This window comes from Solitalea lacus (assembly GCF_022014595.1).
Lineage (GTDB): Bacteria > Bacteroidota > Bacteroidia > Sphingobacteriales > Sphingobacteriaceae > Solitalea > Solitalea lacus.
This window is the reverse complement of the sequence record NZ_CP091740.1, coordinates 567,006-584,677: the sequence shown is the minus strand read 5'-3', so window position 1 is coordinate 584,677 and position 17,672 is coordinate 567,006. Positions and strand designations below refer to the sequence as shown.

Genomic DNA, 17,672 nt, shown 5'->3' with positions numbered 1-17,672 from the left:
AATAAAAAACACCCCGACTTTTTAAAGCCGGGGTGTTTTTTTTATTAAAAGGACATTGAATTAAACTTTGTAAATCCACCCATGGGTATCAGTAACAGTGCCTGCTTTAATAGCATCAAGATGTTTGTGAACCTTGTTCGAGAATTCTCGGCCGGCAGGATCAGGTAAAACGTAATCTTTGCTACCATTGGTAATCTGCGCAATTTGACTGATTGTGGCAGCTGTCCCAACACCAAATGCTTCTGTCAATCGACCTTCTTCAATAGCATTTACTACTTCTGAAACTGCAACCGGACGCTCTTCAACTGTCATTCCCCAATCGCGTGCAACAGTTAATACGCTATCACGGGTAATGCCCTTCAAAATAGTATCCTTGGCAGGAGGCGTAATCAGTTTGCCATCAATTACAAACATTACATTCATTACTCCCGACTCTTCAATAAATTCATGATTACTCGAATCAGTCCAAATTACCTGGTCAAAGCCTTCTTTCTGAGCCAGCATAGTCGGATACATTGCCCCTCCGTAGTTAGCTGCTGCTTTAGAATAACCAATTCCTCCAGGGCATGAACGAGAGTAAGTAGTTTCAAACTTAACTTTTACAGGTTTGCTGTAGTAAGCTCCTACAGGACAAGTAAAAATAATGAATAAGTATTTAGAAGAAGGACGCACGCCAATAAACTCATCCGTTGAAAACATAAACGGACGGATATATAATGCGCTATCAGGTTTATTTGGAATCCAATTTTGATCAATATCAATTAACTGCGCCATGCCTTTCATGAAGATTTCTTCAGGAACAGTTGGCATACACATACGTTCTGCTGATAAGTTGAAACGTTGGAAATTCGCCTCAGGGCGAAAAATCACCGCTTGTCCTTGCTCATTTTTAAAAGCTTTCAGACCTTCAAATATAGCTTGCCCGTAGTGAAGAGCAGCCATTGCAGGTGTAAACTCAATAGGTGCGTATGGTTTAATGGCTAAATTCTTCCATTCGCCATCGCTATACTCTGCCACAAACATGTGGTCTGCGAAAACCTTTCCGAACGGTAAGTCATTAAAATCAACACTGCTGATTTTTGATTGTTCAATTTTTTGAACGTCAATATTCAAAGTCTCCAACATTATAAACTTATTTAGTTAACTGTATGCAAGATTAGTCATTTTTTGACAGCTTTTCTAATTTATCTGCCTCATATGCAGCAAGAAAAGGCTCTTTTTATTTCTATTTCTTTACTGGCACAAATTCATCAACCCAACTTTTACCCCAATTTTCAATCTCATCGGAAGTCCATAGCTCAGGATAGAAAACTAGTTTTTGGAAACGTGGCGGCAAATATTTCTGCCAGTTGGTACCACCTGTTGCTTTAATATCTTCTGGATCGCGTTGCATATAACGCACAGCCGAACGATAATGCATCAGCTTCCAATTTACGTTTACATAGGTATCGAAGCTGCGCAACAACTCTTTCAATTGGGATACATCCTCACCTTTACTTTGTAAAGACAAATAACATCGCCAAAAGTTGTTGGTTTGAAGATTCGTTGCCAAATCAATAAACCTCTGACTATATTTTTGCTCAAATTGTTTTAACGTAAGCGTTTTTTTACCTGTTGATAATTCTGTCGCACCGGTTTTCCAATACAAGTTTTCGTAAAGATCAGTTATAGATGCATTTTTTAAACTCTCTCTTTTTTCTGCGGGAACAAGTGTTAAGAAATCAGATGCATAAATTTCAATCATCCGGTATTGTCCCGATTGGAAACCACTGGCCGGTAACAGCGACATACGAAATGCCAAGAACTGTTCTTTTTCCATTCCATCAACCATCACATCAAAAGAGTCAATCAACGCTTCGAAATAACGATTTACACGTTTTAAACGTGCAGCGAAGAAATTAACGCTTAACTCACTCTTTTGTGCAATTTGTTCGCATTCATGTAAAATCAAATTCAGATACAATTCCGTAATCTGATGGTACATAATAAATATTTTCTCATCCGGAAACTGTGTTTTAGGATGCTGAAGAGTTAAAAGGGTATCGAGATGTATATAATCCCAATAGGTTAAAAAATCGGCATAGAGCAAACCATCAAGATATGAATTCATATCCTGCCCCATTGCATCATACTTTTGCTGCAATTGCTCAAGCCGTTTCAAAAGTTCATCAGTAAGTTGCATAATAATTTATTGATTTGTTTAGGCTCTGCAAAGGTAGTTCAATGCTTTCAAAAAGCCACATATTCATTCGGTAATTAATTGCAGCTTGTTATCTTCGCATTGCAACACATATATGGCCACTGTTGATGAAAGTACCAATCATTCGAAAAAAATCCATATTTCTCTCAGACCAGCTCATACTTTTAGGGTATTTAATTAAATGGCTTTTAATATGCCTGCTGGTTGGAATAATTACCGGTTCAGCTTCGGCAGGCTTCTTGCTTTCGTTGGATTGGGCAACCTACTGGAGGGAGAATCACTTTTGGGTAATCTTTTTTTTGCCCTTAGCCGGATTATTCATTGGACTGCTTTACCATTATTACGGGCAGGACGTTTCAAAAGGCAATAATCAACTTTTAGAAGAGTTTCACAATCCGAAAAATATTGTGCCTTTTAAAATGGCACCGCTTATTTGGCTTACAACCGTTCTGACGCACCTTGTTGGCGGGTCTGCCGGAAGAGAAGGAACAGCCGTACAAATGGGTGGCTCGTTGGCTGATCAGTTTACTAATTTGTTCCAACTGAAACCGCGAGATCGCAAGGTGATTCTTATAGCAGGTATTGCAGGTGGTTTTGCCTCAGTATTTGGCACTCCATTGGCTGGTGCCATTTTTGGATTAGAGGTTTTGGTTGTAGGGCAAATCAGTTACACAGCTATTTTACCAGCTTTACTTTCAGCAGTTATTGCAGATCAAACCTGCCGCACCTGGAATGTTGATCACAACCATTACCATATTGATAAGACTCCTTTATTAGATGCTCCAGGCATATCTTATGCCATTATTGCAGGCATTTTATTTGGCATTACAGCCATGATCTTTTCTAAAACAATGCATAAAATTACTGATGCTTTTAAGGAAAAGGTATCATATGCACCCATTAGACCAGTCATTGGAGGCTTTGCAGTTCTGGGCGTTTTCCTTCTGATAAATTGGCTAGCCCCAACCTATGGAACGCGGTACACAGGTTTGGGTCTTCCTGTTATTGCTGAATCATTTCAGCAGCAACAAACCTTTATTGATTTTGCTGCTAAACTATTATTAACAGCCTTTACTATTGGATGTGGATTCAAAGGGGGAGAGGTCACGCCCTTGTTTTTTATTGGGGCAACGCTGGGGAGCGCTTTATCACTATTTCTCCCATTACCTGTGGGACTTTTAGCAGGGATGGGATTTGTTGCAGTATTTGCCGGAGCTGCCAATACTCCATTGACTTGTATTGTTATGGGGATAGAACTTTTTGGCATCCAGACCGGCGTTTTTATTGCAATTGCCAGCATCGTTTCTTTCTTATTTTCCGGCAACTCCAGTATTTATCTATCGCAACCCACTAAAAATCACAAACACATTTTACTGAGATATTTGAATAAATAATTAATTGCATTTAACTATTTTTTTGCAGCTAAAATCGATGGCGAGTGAAAGTTTTATAATGAAGATATACTTCTAATTCGCTTGATGTAGTATAAAAAAGGTGAAATGTTAAAATCTGAACAAATAGCGCTGAACTAAATAAAAACGCCTTTGAAAATTGCTATTCAAAGGCGTTTTTATTTAAACTAAACTATAGAAAGTATTATTCTTTCACACGTTCAATATAATCACCGGTACGGGTATCAATCCGAACTTTATCACCTTCATTAATGAATAACGGAACACGAATTTCTGCTCCTGTTGAAACAGTTGCCGCTTTAGTTACGTTGGTTGCAGTATCACCTTTAACAGCCGGCTCTGAATATGTAATTTCAAGCGTTACATGGCTTGGCATTGTGGCCATAATAGGCTCATCATTTTCAAGTGCTACCATCACCTGCATTCCTTCAGCTAAAAATTTAACAGCGTCGCCAAACATTGCTTTAGGAACATAAATCTGATCGTAAGTATTATTATCCATTACAACCAAATTTTCGCCATCCTCGTATAAATATTGATAGTTTTGAGTTTCAACTCGAGCAATAGTAACCTCTTCATCAGTACGGAAACGGTACTCAACCAATTTATTAGTTTTTACGTTACGCATTGATGCCTGATAAAAAGCACGAAGATTGCCTGGAGTACGGTGAATGAACTCTTCTACCAATACCAATTCGCCATTAAAACGAAGAATATTACCAGTTTTTACTTCTGAAGCCTTAGCCATAAAATATTAAAGTGTTTGAAATTGAGCCGCAAAGATAATAAAAAGTTCAGAGTCTTGAATACCTAACAAAGGGCTATTTAAGATTATCTTAAACAGTTTATTGAACGAAATGATCTTATCTCAATGCATTACATCTTATAATTCATCACATTTATTTTGTGCTGACAAAAAGCATATTCATGCTCCTGATTAGAACAAACAATAGTAAGACGATTATTGGCAAAGCGTCCAATTAAACTTAAGTACCATTCGACGCCTTGGTGGTCTAGGTTTGATGTGGGTTCATCTAGTAAGAGCAAGGGAGCATCTGTGCAAAAGGCCAACGCTAGCTTTACGCGCTGCTTCATACCCGATGAGTAGTTTTTTATAAATCGATCCCTGTATTTTTCAAAGCCTAGCAGTTCAATTACAGCATGCTTATCAAATCCTGGCATGAATGATTTAAATCCGAAATGAAAATCGATGATTTCGTTGAGGGTAAAGTCCTCAACTAGTTCGAGATAAGGGGAAGCAAAGCTGAGGAGGCTAAAAACCTCTTCAGCTTCAATTTCCTTTCCTAAATATTGGTGAGTAATTTTTCCTTCAGAAGGGCTTAAACTGGCTCCGATTATTTGTACTAGGGTAGATTTACCCGACCCATTGGGGCCTAGCACCGCATAAGATTGACCTTGCTCAAATTGGTAGTCGACCCCCCGGAATATCCAATCCCGGTTAAAACGTCGACCGATATTTTGCAGGCTTATCTCCATTAATTACTTGAAAAGCCTTTCATAATACCGCGGTTTGAATTGCGCACAAAGTTGACAATTTCGTCACGCTCTTCAGTAGGGGTAATATCTGCTTCAATAATATCTAAAGCCTTTGTGGTATTAAAGTTTTTCATATACAGGATACGATAAACTTCCTGAATTTGATTAATCTTTTCAGAACCAAAGCCTCTTCTACGCAAACCAACAGAGTTAATTCCAACAAAGGACAATGGCTCTCTTCCTGCCTTGGTATAAGGAGGAATATCCTTTTTAACCAAAGATCCTCCTGAAACCATTACATGTGCGCCAATTGAAACAAATTGATGGATAGCTGAAGTACCTCCAATGATTGCCCAATCATTAACAGTAACGTGGCCGGCAACTTGCACTGCATTAGCTAAAATGCAATTATCTCCGATAATGCAATCATGTGCAATATGCACATAAGCCATCAGTAAGCAGTTGCTGCCAATGCGAGTTTCTTTACGATCGCTGGTACCCCGATTTACAGTAACACACTCACGAATCGTAGTGTTATCACCAATAACAGCAATAGTATATTCTCCCCCAAATTTTAAGTCTTGCGGAACAGCTGAAATTACAGCTCCTGGGAAAATACGACAATTTTTACCGATACGAGCGCCATCCATAATTGTCACATTAGGCCCTATCCACGTTCCTTCTCCTATCTCTACGTCTTTATGAATTGTTACAAAAGGTTCAATCACAACATTATCTGCAATTTTAGCCTGTGGATGTATATATGCTAACGGTTGAATCATACGTTTGGTTTTCTAGCTATTTGAGCCATCATTTCGGCTTCTGTTACAATTTTATCCCCTACCATTACAATACCTTTCATCTGGCAGATACCTCTGCGAATTGGAGCAGTCAAATCACAACGCAACACTAGAGTGTCTCCTGGAAGAACCTTTTCTTTGAAGCGAACATTTTCAATCTTCATAAAATAAGTAAGGTAGTTTTCAGGATCAGGAACAGTATTCAATACAAGAATACCCCCATTTTGGGCTAGTGCTTCAACTTGTAATACCCCAGGCATTACCGGAGCTCCAGGGAAGTGACCAACAAAGAACGGTTCGTTCATGGTTACATTTTTCACTCCTACTACGTGGCTTGAAGAGATTTCAAGAATTTTATCTATCAACAAGAAAGGAGGACGGTGAGGCAAACGAGCCATAATATCGTTTACATCATAAACGGGCTTTGCGTTAGTGTTGTATAGAGGAATGCTCTTACCACGACGCTCTTTTTTAATCAATGCTTTGATCTTTTTGGCGAAAGCCACATTAGCGGCATGACCAGGGCGTGCAGCCATGATATGAGCTTTTAACGGCATACCCGCCAAAGCTAAGTCACCAATAACATCTAACAGTTTATGACGTGCAGGTTCATTTTGATGACGCAAAGAAATATTATTTAAAATACCTTCTTTGGCTACAGCGATCTTTTCACGGTTAAATAAGGTTGCCAAATGTGCCAATTCACCGTCATTTACTTCACGATCAACAATTACAATGGCATTATTTAAGTCTCCTCCTTTTATCAACCCGTGTTTTAGCAATACTTCTAACTCATGCAGGAACACAAACGTGCGGCATGAAGCTATTTCACTTCTAAATTCAGAAATGTGAGAAATATTAGCATGCTGTGTACCTAAAACCGGTGAGTTATAATCAACCATTACGGTTAAACGATAGTCATCAGCAGGCATGGCGATCATTTCAACTTTACGATCAGCCTCAGCATAGTGAATATTCTGATTAATATGGTAGTATTCTCTGTCTGCTTTTTGATCTTCAAAACCAACCTTTTCCAAAGCTTCTATGAACTGAATAGAGCTTCCGTCCATAATTGGAGCTTCCGGACCATCAACTTCAATAAGTACATTATCTACTTCTAAACCTACCAAAGAAGCTAAAACGTGTTCGATAGTACTTATACGGCCGCCATTTTGCTCCAGGGTTGTTCCCCGTGAAGTATCGGTAACGTTATCAACATCGGCATCAATAATGGGGTTACCCGGCAAATCAATGCGTTGAAATTTATAACCATGATTTTCAGGTGCTGGTTTAAAGGTTAAAGTTACACTGGCGCCAGTATGCAAGCCCACACCTGATACTGATACAGGAGCCTTGAGGGTTCTTTGTTTAACGTTCATTAAAAGTAATTTTATCAGCTGTGGATAATAGGAGTAGCCTCCTATTTACTCTCTCTATTTAACACAGCGTATATTATTCAGCCTGCAAAATTACTAAAAACTAGATATGGAATAACGAAAAATGCATTTTTTAACCTTTAGTCTATAAACCAATTTAGACATTGGTACAAAAACTAGGCTATTTACGTCCCAAAAGTTCTTTTAATTGTTTTTCAAGCTCAGAAACTTTACGTTCAAGCTCTGGCAAACGAGGCAGACTATTTACAGTTTTTAAAGAGTGGAAATAAGGTACAATTGGAGAACCATTCCATTTCTTGCCTTCTTCCTCAATGGTTCGGTGCACACCTGATTGTGCCCCAAATTGAGAACCTTTGGCAATGGTAATGTGTCCAACAATACCAACCTGACCTCCAATAACACAATTTTCACCAACTTTAGTGCTACCCGAAACGCCTGATTGCGCGGCCAGCACCGTATTAGCTCCAATCTCTACATTATGAGCAATTTGGATAAGGTTGTCAATCTTCACACCTTTGCCGATAATCGTTGATCCCATTGTAGCTCGGTCAATTGAAGTATTTGAACCAATTTCAACATTGTCTTCAATCACAACATTTCCAATTTGCGCTACTTTGGTATAAGTACCGTCAGCTTGTGGAGCGAAGCCAAAGCCGTCGCTACCAATAACGGTTCCTGAGTGGATAATTACATTATTGCCAATCACACAATCTGAATAGATTTTAACACCGGCGAAAATGGTAGTATTATCTCCAATTTTAACATTATCTCCAATATAGGCCTGTGGATAAATTTTAACGTTCTGACCAATTTTAGCATTGTTGCCGATATAAGCAAACGCCCCTAAGTACAGATTATCCCCCACAGTTGCCGATTGGCTAATATAGGATGGCTGTTCGATCCCTGATTTATTTTGTTTAATAGTATTATACTTCTCAAGCAGAATTGAAAAGGCCGAATACGCATCATCAACCCTGATTAAAGTACACAGTACTTCACCAGTTAGCACTAAATCTTTATTAACAATAACTACTGAAGAGTTGGTGGTGTATAGATGTGGTAGATACTTTGGATTAGCTAAAAATGAAAGAGCACCTGTAGTACCTTCTTCAATTTTCGCTAAAGTTGAAACTGTAACATCCGGATTGCCTTCTACAACCCCATTCAATAATTGACCTAATTCCGCTGCGGTAAACAGGATCATGTATATGTGCTTTTTTTAAAAATTTTACAAAGGTGATGAAAAATCCTGCACATTAACAAATGAATATTAAGTGCAAAAGTAATGTTAACAAGTAGAATCCTATTTAAACGGCTGATTGTTTGAATAATTGTTAATGTTAATATGCTAACCTTTTAATTCAATTATTCATGCCACTCATTTTTTTTAAATTTTAACCGAACATAGGTAATATTTCTCAACTGTTTTAGCGAGTGCTTCAATATTAAAATTATCTGAAGCATCAGTTAAATCAATCACAGAGCCGTCTTTCCTCAAAATCTCTATGCTGTCAACTTTTTTATAGGCACTGTTAGAAATCATGTCAGTAAAAACAAAATAATGCACCTCTTCATCCGAAATATCAAAATATTGCTTTACCTGTCGCTTAATTTCTTCAATTCGAGTAATACCTATAGGTTCTTTTTGTATCTCGACCCGATACAGTTTACGGCTTATTAACGATTTACACAGATAAGAAAGTATCTTATCATCATGGTCGGCCCAAATTTTTATGCATGTATTAATATCATGATCATCTAACTTAACAAAATGATCCAGATAGATTTCATCAGATAGGAAACGAGCATGTGCTATCCGGTTGTATAGAAACAATTTAAACGAAGGTGTAGCAAATAATTCAACACCGCGTAAAGCAAGCTCCTTTGCCCTTTTTAAAACTTTGAAGAGCATTGTTTCACCAGCAATCACAGATTTATGCAAATAAACTTGCCAATACATGAGTCTACGGGCAATAATGAACTTCTCTACTGAATAAATCCCTTTTTCCTCTACCACAATCCGATCATTGGCAACATTCAGCATTTTTAAGATTCGGTCGTAGCTAATTACACCTTCTGACACTCCCGTAAAAAAACTGTCGCGGTTCAAATAATCCATCCGATCCAAATCCAACTGACTAGATACCAATTGATGTAAAAAGCGCTTTGGATACCGGTCATTAAAAATATCAATTGCCATGGTAAGCTTGCCATTAAACTCCTGATTAAGCTTATCCATAATTAAAGCTGATATCGTTTCATGATGCACATCTTCAATAATGTAGTTTTCAAGCGCATGAGAGAACGGACCATGACCAATATCGTGCAGTAAAATAGCCACTGTTACGGCTTCTGCTTCAGTTTCTGTAATTTCATTACCTTTTGACCGTAGGGTTTCAATGGCCAAACTCATCAAATGAGTGGCCCCCAAAGCATGCTGAAAGCGTGTGTGCATAGCTCCGGGGTAAACTAAATGCGTCATGGCGCATTGTTTGATATTTCTTAATCGCTGAAACCAAGGGTGCGATAATAAATCGAAAATAATTTCGTATTGTATATTAATGAATCCGTAAACTGGGTCATTTACAATTTTCTTCTTATTGAGCATATCTACATAAAGGCTACAAATTTGGTAAATTTACAGTTGAAAACGCAGCAAGTGTTTCACTGTTTGTTTGATTTATTGTCTTACTTAATCAATTTTAACAATTAAATACTACGAAATATGCAGGAACCTACAATTCTTTGGGCTGATGACGAAATTGATTTATTAAAACCGCATATCCTTTTTTTGAAAGATAAAGGTTATTCCATTAAAACCGTAACCAATGGCAGCGATGCTTTGGATGCTTTTAAAGCGGAACACTTCGATCTGATTTTTTTAGACGAGAATATGCCAGGCCTAACCGGTTTGGAAACCCTAACCGAAATAAAAAATATCAACACTGATGTTCCGGTAGTTTTAATTACCAAAAGTGAAGAGGAGTACTTGATGGAAGATGCTATTGGTTCAAAAATAGATGACTATCTTATCAAGCCCGTTAACCCTAAGCAAATACTGCTTACCATTAAAAAAATACTCGACAACAAACGCTTAATCGGAGAAAAAACGGCATCCGCCTATCAACAGGATTTTCGTAACCTTCTCATGACCTTAAATGACAATTTAAATTATGAGGAGTGGGTTGATGTGTATAAAAAACTTATTTACTGGGAGCTTGAACTGCAAAACCTGGAAGACCAGGGCATGCATGAAATTTTAACCCAACAGAAGCGTGAGGCCAACATGCAGTTCTGTAAATTTGTAGAGAAGAACTATATTAAATGGCTCAACGATCCGGAAAATGCCCCTACCCAATCGCACCAGCTCTTACGAACTAAGGTATTTCCTTTTATAGACAATACACCCACATTTTTTGTATTGATCGATAATTTGCGTTATGACCAATGGAAAATTATTAGTCCGATAGTGAGTGAATACTTTAGGATTGAGAGCGAAGAAACGTACTTCAGTATTTTGCCAACAGCTACCCAATATGCTCGAAATGCTATTTTCTCGGGATTATTGCCAATGGAAATGGAAAAAAGGCATCCTAATTTGTGGCAAAATGACGAAGATGAAGGCGGCAAAAATCTTTATGAAGAAGAGTTTTTGAGTGAGCAGTTCAAACGTTTACGTCGTGATGTAAAGTTTACCTACACTAAGGTTTTAAACTTTGAACAAGGAAAAGATCTTGTTGACAATATTCATACTTTAATTAATAATCCATTTAACGTAATCGTGTACAATTTTGTGGATATGCTTTCGCATGCGCGCACAGAAATGGAGATTATTCGCGAACTGGCATCAGATGAAAAAGCTTATCGTTCATTAACCTTATCGTGGTTTGAAAACTCACCGCTTTTTGAGGCATTGAAAAAGCTGGCACAAAAGAACATTCGCTTAATTATCACTACCGACCACGGAACAATACGGGTAAAAACACCAAGTAAAGTAATTGGCGATCGTAATACCAATACCAATCTTCGTTATAAACAAGGTAAAAACCTAGCGTTTGAGCCCAAAGAGGTTTTTCACGTTAAAAACCCTGCAGATGCCCACTTACCAAAAGTAAATGTTAGCCAAAGTTTTATTTTCGCCAAGGAAGATGAATATTTTATCTACCCTAATAATTATAATCAGTTTGTGAATTATTATAACAATACATTTCAACATGGGGGTATTTCTCTGGAAGAGATGATTATTCCGTTTGTGGTGCTGAGTCCAAAGGGATAATTAGATTATCATCACACAAAAAAGGAGTCCAGAACATTATCGAGACTCCTTTTTTTAATAGTTTAATTATTTTCCACTTTTCGCTTGTGCAATTAACTTATCATTAAGTGCTACATAATCATTATTGTTGGCCTTTGCAGCAACAGATTTTGATTGTTCTGCAGTAGCAATTGCTCCTTTATAATCCTTCATCTTATACTGAATTTTGGCTTTCAGATGCATAACCCAAAAGGCATCAGGCTGTTGTTTTACTGCCTCATCGGCCCAGGTTAAAGCTTGTTTCAAGTCACGATTGGTGTCAAAATAGTAAGATGCCGCCTGGAAATAAGGTTTTTTATCACCTTTCATTGCCTCATCAATTGAAGCCATGATCTTACTATCTATCTCGGCAGTTACAGTAAAATATACCTCAACATTATCCCACATAAGATCAATGTCAGCAGTATTAGCGGTCATATTATCAACCGTCATGGTGAAGGTTTCGACACTAAATGGCAGTTTACGGGTTTTGGCTTTGAATCGAACCACATCCTCTTCTTGCTTATAACCATCAACACCCCAGTTTTTTAAACCTTTATTGATGATTATTTCCCAGTCGCCTTCAGACGGAATGGTGTAAAGAACATATTCACCTGCTGAAATAGCCATGCCATTAATTTTCACATCTTCACCAAATTTAATTTTTGTTGCCGCATTGGCTCCTGTTCTCCACAGTTTACCATAAGGAACTAAATCACCGAAGACTTTACGACCCTTGATGCCAGGGCGAGAATAGGTGAGCTCGATTGACGATAAAGCAAAATCCTGTTTAATAGTTTGAGTAGGGCTTGGCGCAGGCATTTTAACACCTTGAGCCATAGTAGTTGCGCCAGTCATTGCAATAGCAATGGCTGCCAACATAGTAAATAGCGTTTTTCTCATGATGATAGCTTTGATTAGTGGTTCTAAGTTAAGAAAGTCTGTAGTATTAGCAGTTATTATTTTTGTTACTTGGACAATCAATCTTTTGCCCAACCAAGAGACTTTCAAAATCCGATTATAGGTGCTTATATTTTTTCAACTGAATGAATTTTGGTTGTTTCAAAGGCCTCATGTTATTATCTTCGGAAACATGCATAGCCCGCTTAACATAACTGCTCACAATGGCCGAACTGTATTACTAAACAACGAAGAGTTTCTTGTTTTTGCAGGAACTTCATATTTAGGAATTGCACAGAATGCTGATTTTAGAAGTTATTTACTTGAAGGCTTTGAACGATACGGCACCAATTATGGTAGCTCCAGAAGAGGAAACATAATTCTTCCAATTTTTGAGCAAACAGAGAGCTACCTGGCTCGTTTAATCGGCAGTGAATCAGCTGTCACCCTATCTTCAGGCATGCTCGCCGGTCAGTTACTGCTTAAACAATTTGAAGAGCATGCTCATTTATTTATTGCCCCCGGAATACATCCTGCTCTGAAACCTCAGAACTATCACTCTCGGTCTCATTCTTATGAACAATGGACAACACATGTTTTAGAAGAGCTCCATAGGCACAAATTCCCTGAAGCCGTAATCTTTTTAGATACAATAAATATTCTTCATGCAAAGCGATATGATCTTAGCTGGTTAAGCCAACTTCCAACAGACCTAAAACTAATAGTAGTCATCGATGACTCGCATGGATTTGGCTTACTTGGAGAAAAAGGGGAAGGTCATTGGCCTAAATTACCTCAGAAAGCTAACATTGAGCTTATAATGGTTACTTCAATGGGGAAAGCTCTTGGTGTCCCAGCTGGACTAATTGCAGGCACAACTGATCGCATAAATAAAATTAGAGCTGAAGGGATTTTCGGGGCAAGCTCACCTCCTATTCCGGCTTACTTACATGCCTTTATAAAGAGTGAAAAAATTTACACTAGTCAACGCAAGACATTAACCCACCTGACAGAATTATTCAGAATTTTAACTGAACCTATCAGAGATAAATTTATCTCCGAGGATTTGCCGGTCTTTTATATTGAAAACACTTCTGTTGCACCACAACTGCTGACAGACAAAATTATCATCTCTTCATTTCCATATCCAACTCTTCAAAGTAAATTGATAACCCGGGTAGTACTTAACAGCTGCCACACTGAGGAAGATGTTAAATTTTTAGCCAGTCACTTAAATATTTTACTGAAACCTTTGTAGGTCTTCAAAACTTATATCTGTCAACTCAAAGTCCTTCCAGCCATTAAAATCATAATGCCACCATTCTTCCTTATAAACTGTAAAACCGTTTTTTGACATAATTTCTTTAAGCATTTCCCGGTTTTTAAGCACTTTCTTCGAGAGGTTTTTATATTCCGAATGGGCCTTTTCAGTAAAATCGTCAAATGGTGTTGGCATTTTTAGCTCTTTGCCAGTCTTTAAGTTGATAACTGTCAGGTCGACGGCGCACCCTCGATTATGCCTTGAGCCTTTCCAAGGGGCAGCCACAAAGACTGAATCTTTTTGTTTTTCGTAAAAAGCAACCGTTACAGTATAAGGGCGATATGCATCAAAAACTTTCAACCCCAAACCTTTGCTACCCAGCTCCCTCTGAACATTTTGCAAGGCTTTTGCTACCGGTAAACGAGCAAATGCTGCAGCAGTGCTATACATCTTCTCTCCCATAAAGTTATTGGCAGATGCATAACGTATATCGAGTGCAATATTGGGAATAACTTTTTTCAAGTCTATTAAGGCTTTGTTCGAATCAATTTTCAACTCCTGTTTATACAAAACAGTATCTGCAACAACTTTCAACCCATATTTATTAGGCTGAACAGATTGACTGTACACACTTCCTAACCCTATGGAGAATAATGTAAGTAAAAGCTTAAATTTCATAGGCCTAACGTAAACAGTTACACTTGTGCAGCAACAAGCAGGTCCAGATCTTTAAATGGCAGGTTAAACTGCTCTCCTAAATATTTGTTGGTCAAATGTCCTTGATAAATATATACGCCATGACGTACACCTGCTTTATTCCACAGCATATTCTTTATACCTCCATGATCGCCAATATCTGTTAAAATAGGAGTAAAGATATTGGTAAGTGCATAGGACGCCGTGCGTGCAACCCTTGATGCAATATTAGGAACACCATAGTGAATCACGTTATTCTTGAGGAAAACCGGATTGTCATGATTGGTAACATGCGAGGTTTCAAAACATCCACCCTGGTCAATACTTACATCAATAACTATTGAATCAGCCGGCATTTGAGCCACCATCTCCTCGCTTACCACACAAGGCACTGAACCGTTTTTAGCTCTGATTGCTCCAATAGCCACATCGCAAGTTTTTAATGCCTTAAGCAGTACCTTAGGTTGAATAACAGAAGTAAACACCCTTTGGTTCAAACTACTTAGTAAACGGCGCAAGCGATACAATGAGTCATCAAATACTTTTACTTCGCAACCCAAAGCCAATGCCGCACGAGCTGCAAATTCTCCAACAGTTCCTGCGCCCAAAATTACAACCTCAGTTGATGGAATTCCGGTAACACCGCCAAACATCATACCCTTACCATGTTTGCTATTGCTCAAATACTCAGCAGCAATTAAAATAGCTGTGTTCCCCACAATTTCACTCATGGAACGAACTACCATAAAGCTTCCGTCTTCGTCTTTCAAATATTCATATCCCAGCGCTGTAAGTTTTTTATTCATCAACGCTTTGATAGTTTCATCTTTCAGACTTGCTAGGTTTAGAGCTGAAATCAGAGTTTGCCCTGGCTTCATTAGCTCAATTTCAGCCATTGAAGGCGGCGCCACTTTCATTAGAATGTCCGACTGAAACAATGCCGTTCGATCATAGATGATTTTGGCTCCGGCATCGCTGTATTTCTTATCAGAAAAACGAGCACCTTCTCCAGCGCCTGCTTCTACATGTACCTCATGCCCATTACTTACCAGAACCTCAACTGAAGAGGGAGTAATAGCAATGCGCTTTTCCTGAAAAGAGGTTTCACGAGGAATGGCAATAACAAGTTCCTGTTTTTTATGTTTCGGTTTTTGTAACGATTCCTGAGGTTGCATTAATGCCTGTTTTGCAACTTCACTAAATCCTTGCATGGCTGTAGAACTCATTAACTATCTTTTGATTAAAATGCCTTAATTTTCAAAAATAACAAATTATAAGATGCGATGAGTTTCGTAAATTAAGAATTTAGATTTAAGCCCATAGTTAGTTCGCTCAGTGATGAAGTCAAACCAATTTCGGCTATATTAAATAGTGTGTTTAATAAAACTTAATTCCCTTGCTCCATTTTCCATCTCGGTGATAACCACCTCCGTGTAGTTTTCCGGCAACAGGTTAGGAATTTTTGAGGGCCACTCAACAAAACAGTAATTACCGCTATAAAAATATTCTTCATATCCCATATCAAGCGCTTCCATTTCATTTTTTAGCCGGTAAAAGTCGAAATGATAAACTACAGAATGATCTGCGTCATACTGATTAACCAATGAAAACGTAGGACTCGAAACTATTTCTTCAACTCCTAATTCTTTACAAACTTCTTTGATAAATGTAGTTTTTCCGGCTCCTAAGTCTCCATTAAAAATAATTACCCTGTCAGCACCTGCAAAAACTATCAGTTGTTGGGCAGCATCAGGCAAGGCGTTTATATTATCGATTTTAATTGATTGTGATTGCAGCATTAGTGTTGAACGGCTAAATTTCTTGCATCAAAAATAAAAAACCTTAGGTTAAAGTTAAGCTACCTTCTTCCCTGCATTTAATATCACCCTGAAAGTGGTGCCTTTGCCAAGCTCTGAATCCTTAACAAACACCTGGCCTTTATGATAATTTTCAACAATGCGTCGGGTTAGCGATAATCCAAGTCCCCATCCACGTTTGCGAGTAGTGTATCCAGGCTGGAATACGGTTTCAAATTTAGACTTTGGAATACCCGTTCCGGTATCTGTCACATCTATGTAAACGTGAGTTTTGTTTTGAGAAACGTTGAGTGATATCTTCCCTTCATTTGTTCCGATGGCATTAACAGCATTCTTACACAAATTCTCAATTACCCATTCAAAAAGAGGCACACTTAATTCGGCCTCTATCGAATCTCCGTTTACTTCAAACTTGATTTTCTTAGTAATCCGCTTCTCAAGGTAGTTAATAAAATTGCGCACCACTTCTTTTACGTTATGTTTTTCTAAAACTGGCGCTGAACCTATTTTAGAGAAACGTTCGGCAATAATTTCAAGACGCATGACATCATTCTCCATTTCATCCAGTAATTCTGCATCCTTATGACCATATTTTTCTTTCAAAATTTCAATCCATGCCATTATTGAAGAAATAGGAGTACCCAGCTGATGTGCCGTTTCTTTAGCCATTCCAACCCAAACCTGGTTTTGTTCAGAACGCCGAGAAGAACTAAAAGCAAGGTAAGCCAGGATTAAGAACACTGTTATACCGGATAACTGCCGATATGGATAATATTTCAATGAAGTCAACAACTGCGAATCTTTATAATATACAAAGAGTTGCTCTCCAGTGGCAATCTTTATGTTTATAGGGGGGTGTTGATCCTTCATGACTTCCAATTGTTCACGAAAATATAAAGGATCATATGTGCGCGACTTATCATTTGGGTTATTTGTTTTAGTACTATCCAGTTCTTTATACGCAAGAATCTTGTCCTCCGAATCAGCAAGAATTGCAGGAATTTGAGCGTATTTGTTTTGAACATCAGTTAAAAAATCAAGAAAGTGCTCATCATCAACCTCGCTTTTAAGCTTCGTACTAAATGCCCATAACTCTGCATTCCTTCGCTCGCTTTCAGCCATCATACTCACCAAATAATTTGTATAAACAAGTGAAATAGCACCTATGGAAAGTGCGAAAATCAATAGCAATAACTTCCAGCGTCTTTTCTGACTATAAAGATCCATTCTCATTCATGCCAAATTACAAAACCTGCGTGAAGTACAACTTAAAAACAGCAATTTTTAATTGACGTATCAACTATTTCTTTATTCAAATGCTATAATTACAATTTGCACCTCTTTGTAAAACGCCAACATGATAATTTACGGTATATTTGCCACCAGTTTGAAACCGAA

At 38.1% G+C, this 17,672-nt stretch carries 16 protein-coding genes; 3 read left to right on the top strand and 13 right to left on the bottom strand.

Features of this window, described 5'->3' with window-relative positions; genetic code table 11:
* Positions 1 to 60: 60 nt before the first annotated feature.
* Both L2B55_RS02465 and L2B55_RS02460 read right to left on the bottom strand, forming a co-directional pair.
* Positions 61 to 1,125: a branched-chain amino acid aminotransferase gene (locus L2B55_RS02465; protein WP_237848708.1), complete on the bottom strand. Its 1,065-nt coding sequence runs from the start codon at positions 1,123 to 1,125 to the stop codon at positions 61 to 63.
* 100 nt (positions 1,126 to 1,225) lie between these two features.
* The gene (locus L2B55_RS02460; RefSeq protein WP_237848707.1) at positions 1,226 to 2,182 is read right to left on the bottom strand and encodes a tryptophan 2,3-dioxygenase family protein; all 957 of its coding nucleotides are present in this window, start codon (positions 2,180 to 2,182) and stop codon (positions 1,226 to 1,228) included.
* A 125-nt stretch (positions 2,183 to 2,307) separates the two neighbouring features.
* On the opposite strand from L2B55_RS02460, the gene L2B55_RS02455 reads away from it, so the two are divergent.
* The gene (locus tag L2B55_RS02455) at positions 2,308 to 3,594 is read left to right on the top strand and encodes a voltage-gated chloride channel family protein (RefSeq protein WP_237848706.1); all 1,287 of its coding nucleotides are present in this window, start codon (positions 2,308 to 2,310) and stop codon (positions 3,592 to 3,594) included.
* A 202-nt stretch (positions 3,595 to 3,796) separates the two neighbouring features.
* Here L2B55_RS02455 and efp read toward each other — a convergent pair whose 3' ends face one another.
* The 6 genes from efp to L2B55_RS02425 form a co-directional block, all read right to left on the bottom strand.
* Entirely contained in the window at positions 3,797 to 4,360 is a 564-nt protein-coding gene (efp, locus tag L2B55_RS02450; protein WP_237848705.1) for an elongation factor P, read from the bottom strand.
* Positions 4,361 to 4,488: 128 nt separating this feature from the next.
* Positions 4,489 to 5,109, bottom strand: coding sequence for an ABC transporter ATP-binding protein (locus L2B55_RS02445; RefSeq protein ID WP_237848704.1), 621 nt, complete (start codon positions 5,107 to 5,109; stop codon positions 4,489 to 4,491).
* On the bottom strand, positions 5,109 to 5,891 hold the full coding sequence (gene lpxA, locus L2B55_RS02440; protein ID WP_237848703.1) for an acyl-ACP--UDP-N-acetylglucosamine O-acyltransferase: 783 nt from the start codon (positions 5,889 to 5,891) through the stop codon (positions 5,109 to 5,111). Before lpxA ends, L2B55_RS02445 begins: the two co-directional genes overlap by 1 nt.
* Positions 5,888 to 7,288, bottom strand: a complete 1,401-nt coding sequence (locus tag L2B55_RS02435; protein ID WP_237848702.1) for a bifunctional UDP-3-O-[3-hydroxymyristoyl] N-acetylglucosamine deacetylase/3-hydroxyacyl-ACP dehydratase — start codon at positions 7,286 to 7,288, stop codon at positions 5,888 to 5,890. Before L2B55_RS02435 ends, lpxA begins: the two co-directional genes overlap by 4 nt.
* A gap of 178 nt (positions 7,289 to 7,466) precedes the next feature.
* On the bottom strand, positions 7,467 to 8,507 hold the full coding sequence (gene lpxD / locus L2B55_RS02430; protein WP_237850316.1) for a UDP-3-O-(3-hydroxymyristoyl)glucosamine N-acyltransferase: 1,041 nt from the start codon (positions 8,505 to 8,507) through the stop codon (positions 7,467 to 7,469).
* A gap of 186 nt (positions 8,508 to 8,693) precedes the next feature.
* Complete coding sequence (locus tag L2B55_RS02425) at positions 8,694 to 9,914, bottom strand: HD domain-containing protein (RefSeq protein ID WP_237848701.1); 1,221 nt, start codon at positions 9,912 to 9,914, stop codon at positions 8,694 to 8,696.
* A 117-nt stretch (positions 9,915 to 10,031) separates the two neighbouring features.
* On the opposite strand from L2B55_RS02425, the gene porX reads away from it, so the two are divergent.
* Positions 10,032 to 11,582, top strand: a complete 1,551-nt coding sequence (porX, locus tag L2B55_RS02420) for a T9SS response regulator signal transducer PorX (protein ID WP_237848700.1) — start codon at positions 10,032 to 10,034, stop codon at positions 11,580 to 11,582.
* 66 nt (positions 11,583 to 11,648) lie between these two features.
* Here porX and L2B55_RS02415 read toward each other — a convergent pair whose 3' ends face one another.
* Positions 11,649 to 12,503 carry a DUF2911 domain-containing protein gene (locus tag L2B55_RS02415; RefSeq protein ID WP_237848699.1) on the bottom strand — a complete coding sequence of 285 codons (855 nt, stop codon included), beginning with the start codon at positions 12,501 to 12,503 and terminating at the stop codon, positions 11,649 to 11,651.
* A gap of 190 nt (positions 12,504 to 12,693) precedes the next feature.
* On the opposite strand from L2B55_RS02415, the gene L2B55_RS02410 reads away from it, so the two are divergent.
* The gene (locus L2B55_RS02410; RefSeq protein ID WP_237848698.1) at positions 12,694 to 13,758 is read left to right on the top strand and encodes an aminotransferase class I/II-fold pyridoxal phosphate-dependent enzyme; all 1,065 of its coding nucleotides are present in this window, start codon (positions 12,694 to 12,696) and stop codon (positions 13,756 to 13,758) included.
* Here L2B55_RS02410 and L2B55_RS02405 read toward each other — a convergent pair.
* The 4 genes from L2B55_RS02405 to L2B55_RS02390 form a co-directional block, all read right to left on the bottom strand.
* On the bottom strand, positions 13,741 to 14,439 hold the full coding sequence (locus L2B55_RS02405; RefSeq protein WP_237848697.1) for a M15 family metallopeptidase: 699 nt from the start codon (positions 14,437 to 14,439) through the stop codon (positions 13,741 to 13,743). The two genes, L2B55_RS02410 and L2B55_RS02405, sit on opposite strands and share 18 nt — an antisense overlap.
* Before the next feature lie 17 nt (positions 14,440 to 14,456).
* Positions 14,457 to 15,683, bottom strand: coding sequence for an alanine dehydrogenase (locus L2B55_RS02400; RefSeq protein ID WP_237848696.1), 1,227 nt, complete (start codon positions 15,681 to 15,683; stop codon positions 14,457 to 14,459).
* A gap of 138 nt (positions 15,684 to 15,821) precedes the next feature.
* Positions 15,822 to 16,256: a tRNA (adenosine(37)-N6)-threonylcarbamoyltransferase complex ATPase subunit type 1 TsaE gene (gene tsaE, locus L2B55_RS02395; protein WP_237848695.1), complete on the bottom strand. Its 435-nt coding sequence runs from the start codon at positions 16,254 to 16,256 to the stop codon at positions 15,822 to 15,824.
* 54 nt (positions 16,257 to 16,310) lie between these two features.
* Positions 16,311 to 17,501, bottom strand: coding sequence for a sensor histidine kinase (locus L2B55_RS02390; RefSeq protein WP_237850315.1), 1,191 nt, complete (start codon positions 17,499 to 17,501; stop codon positions 16,311 to 16,313).
* Positions 17,502 to 17,672 lie beyond the last annotated feature (171 nt).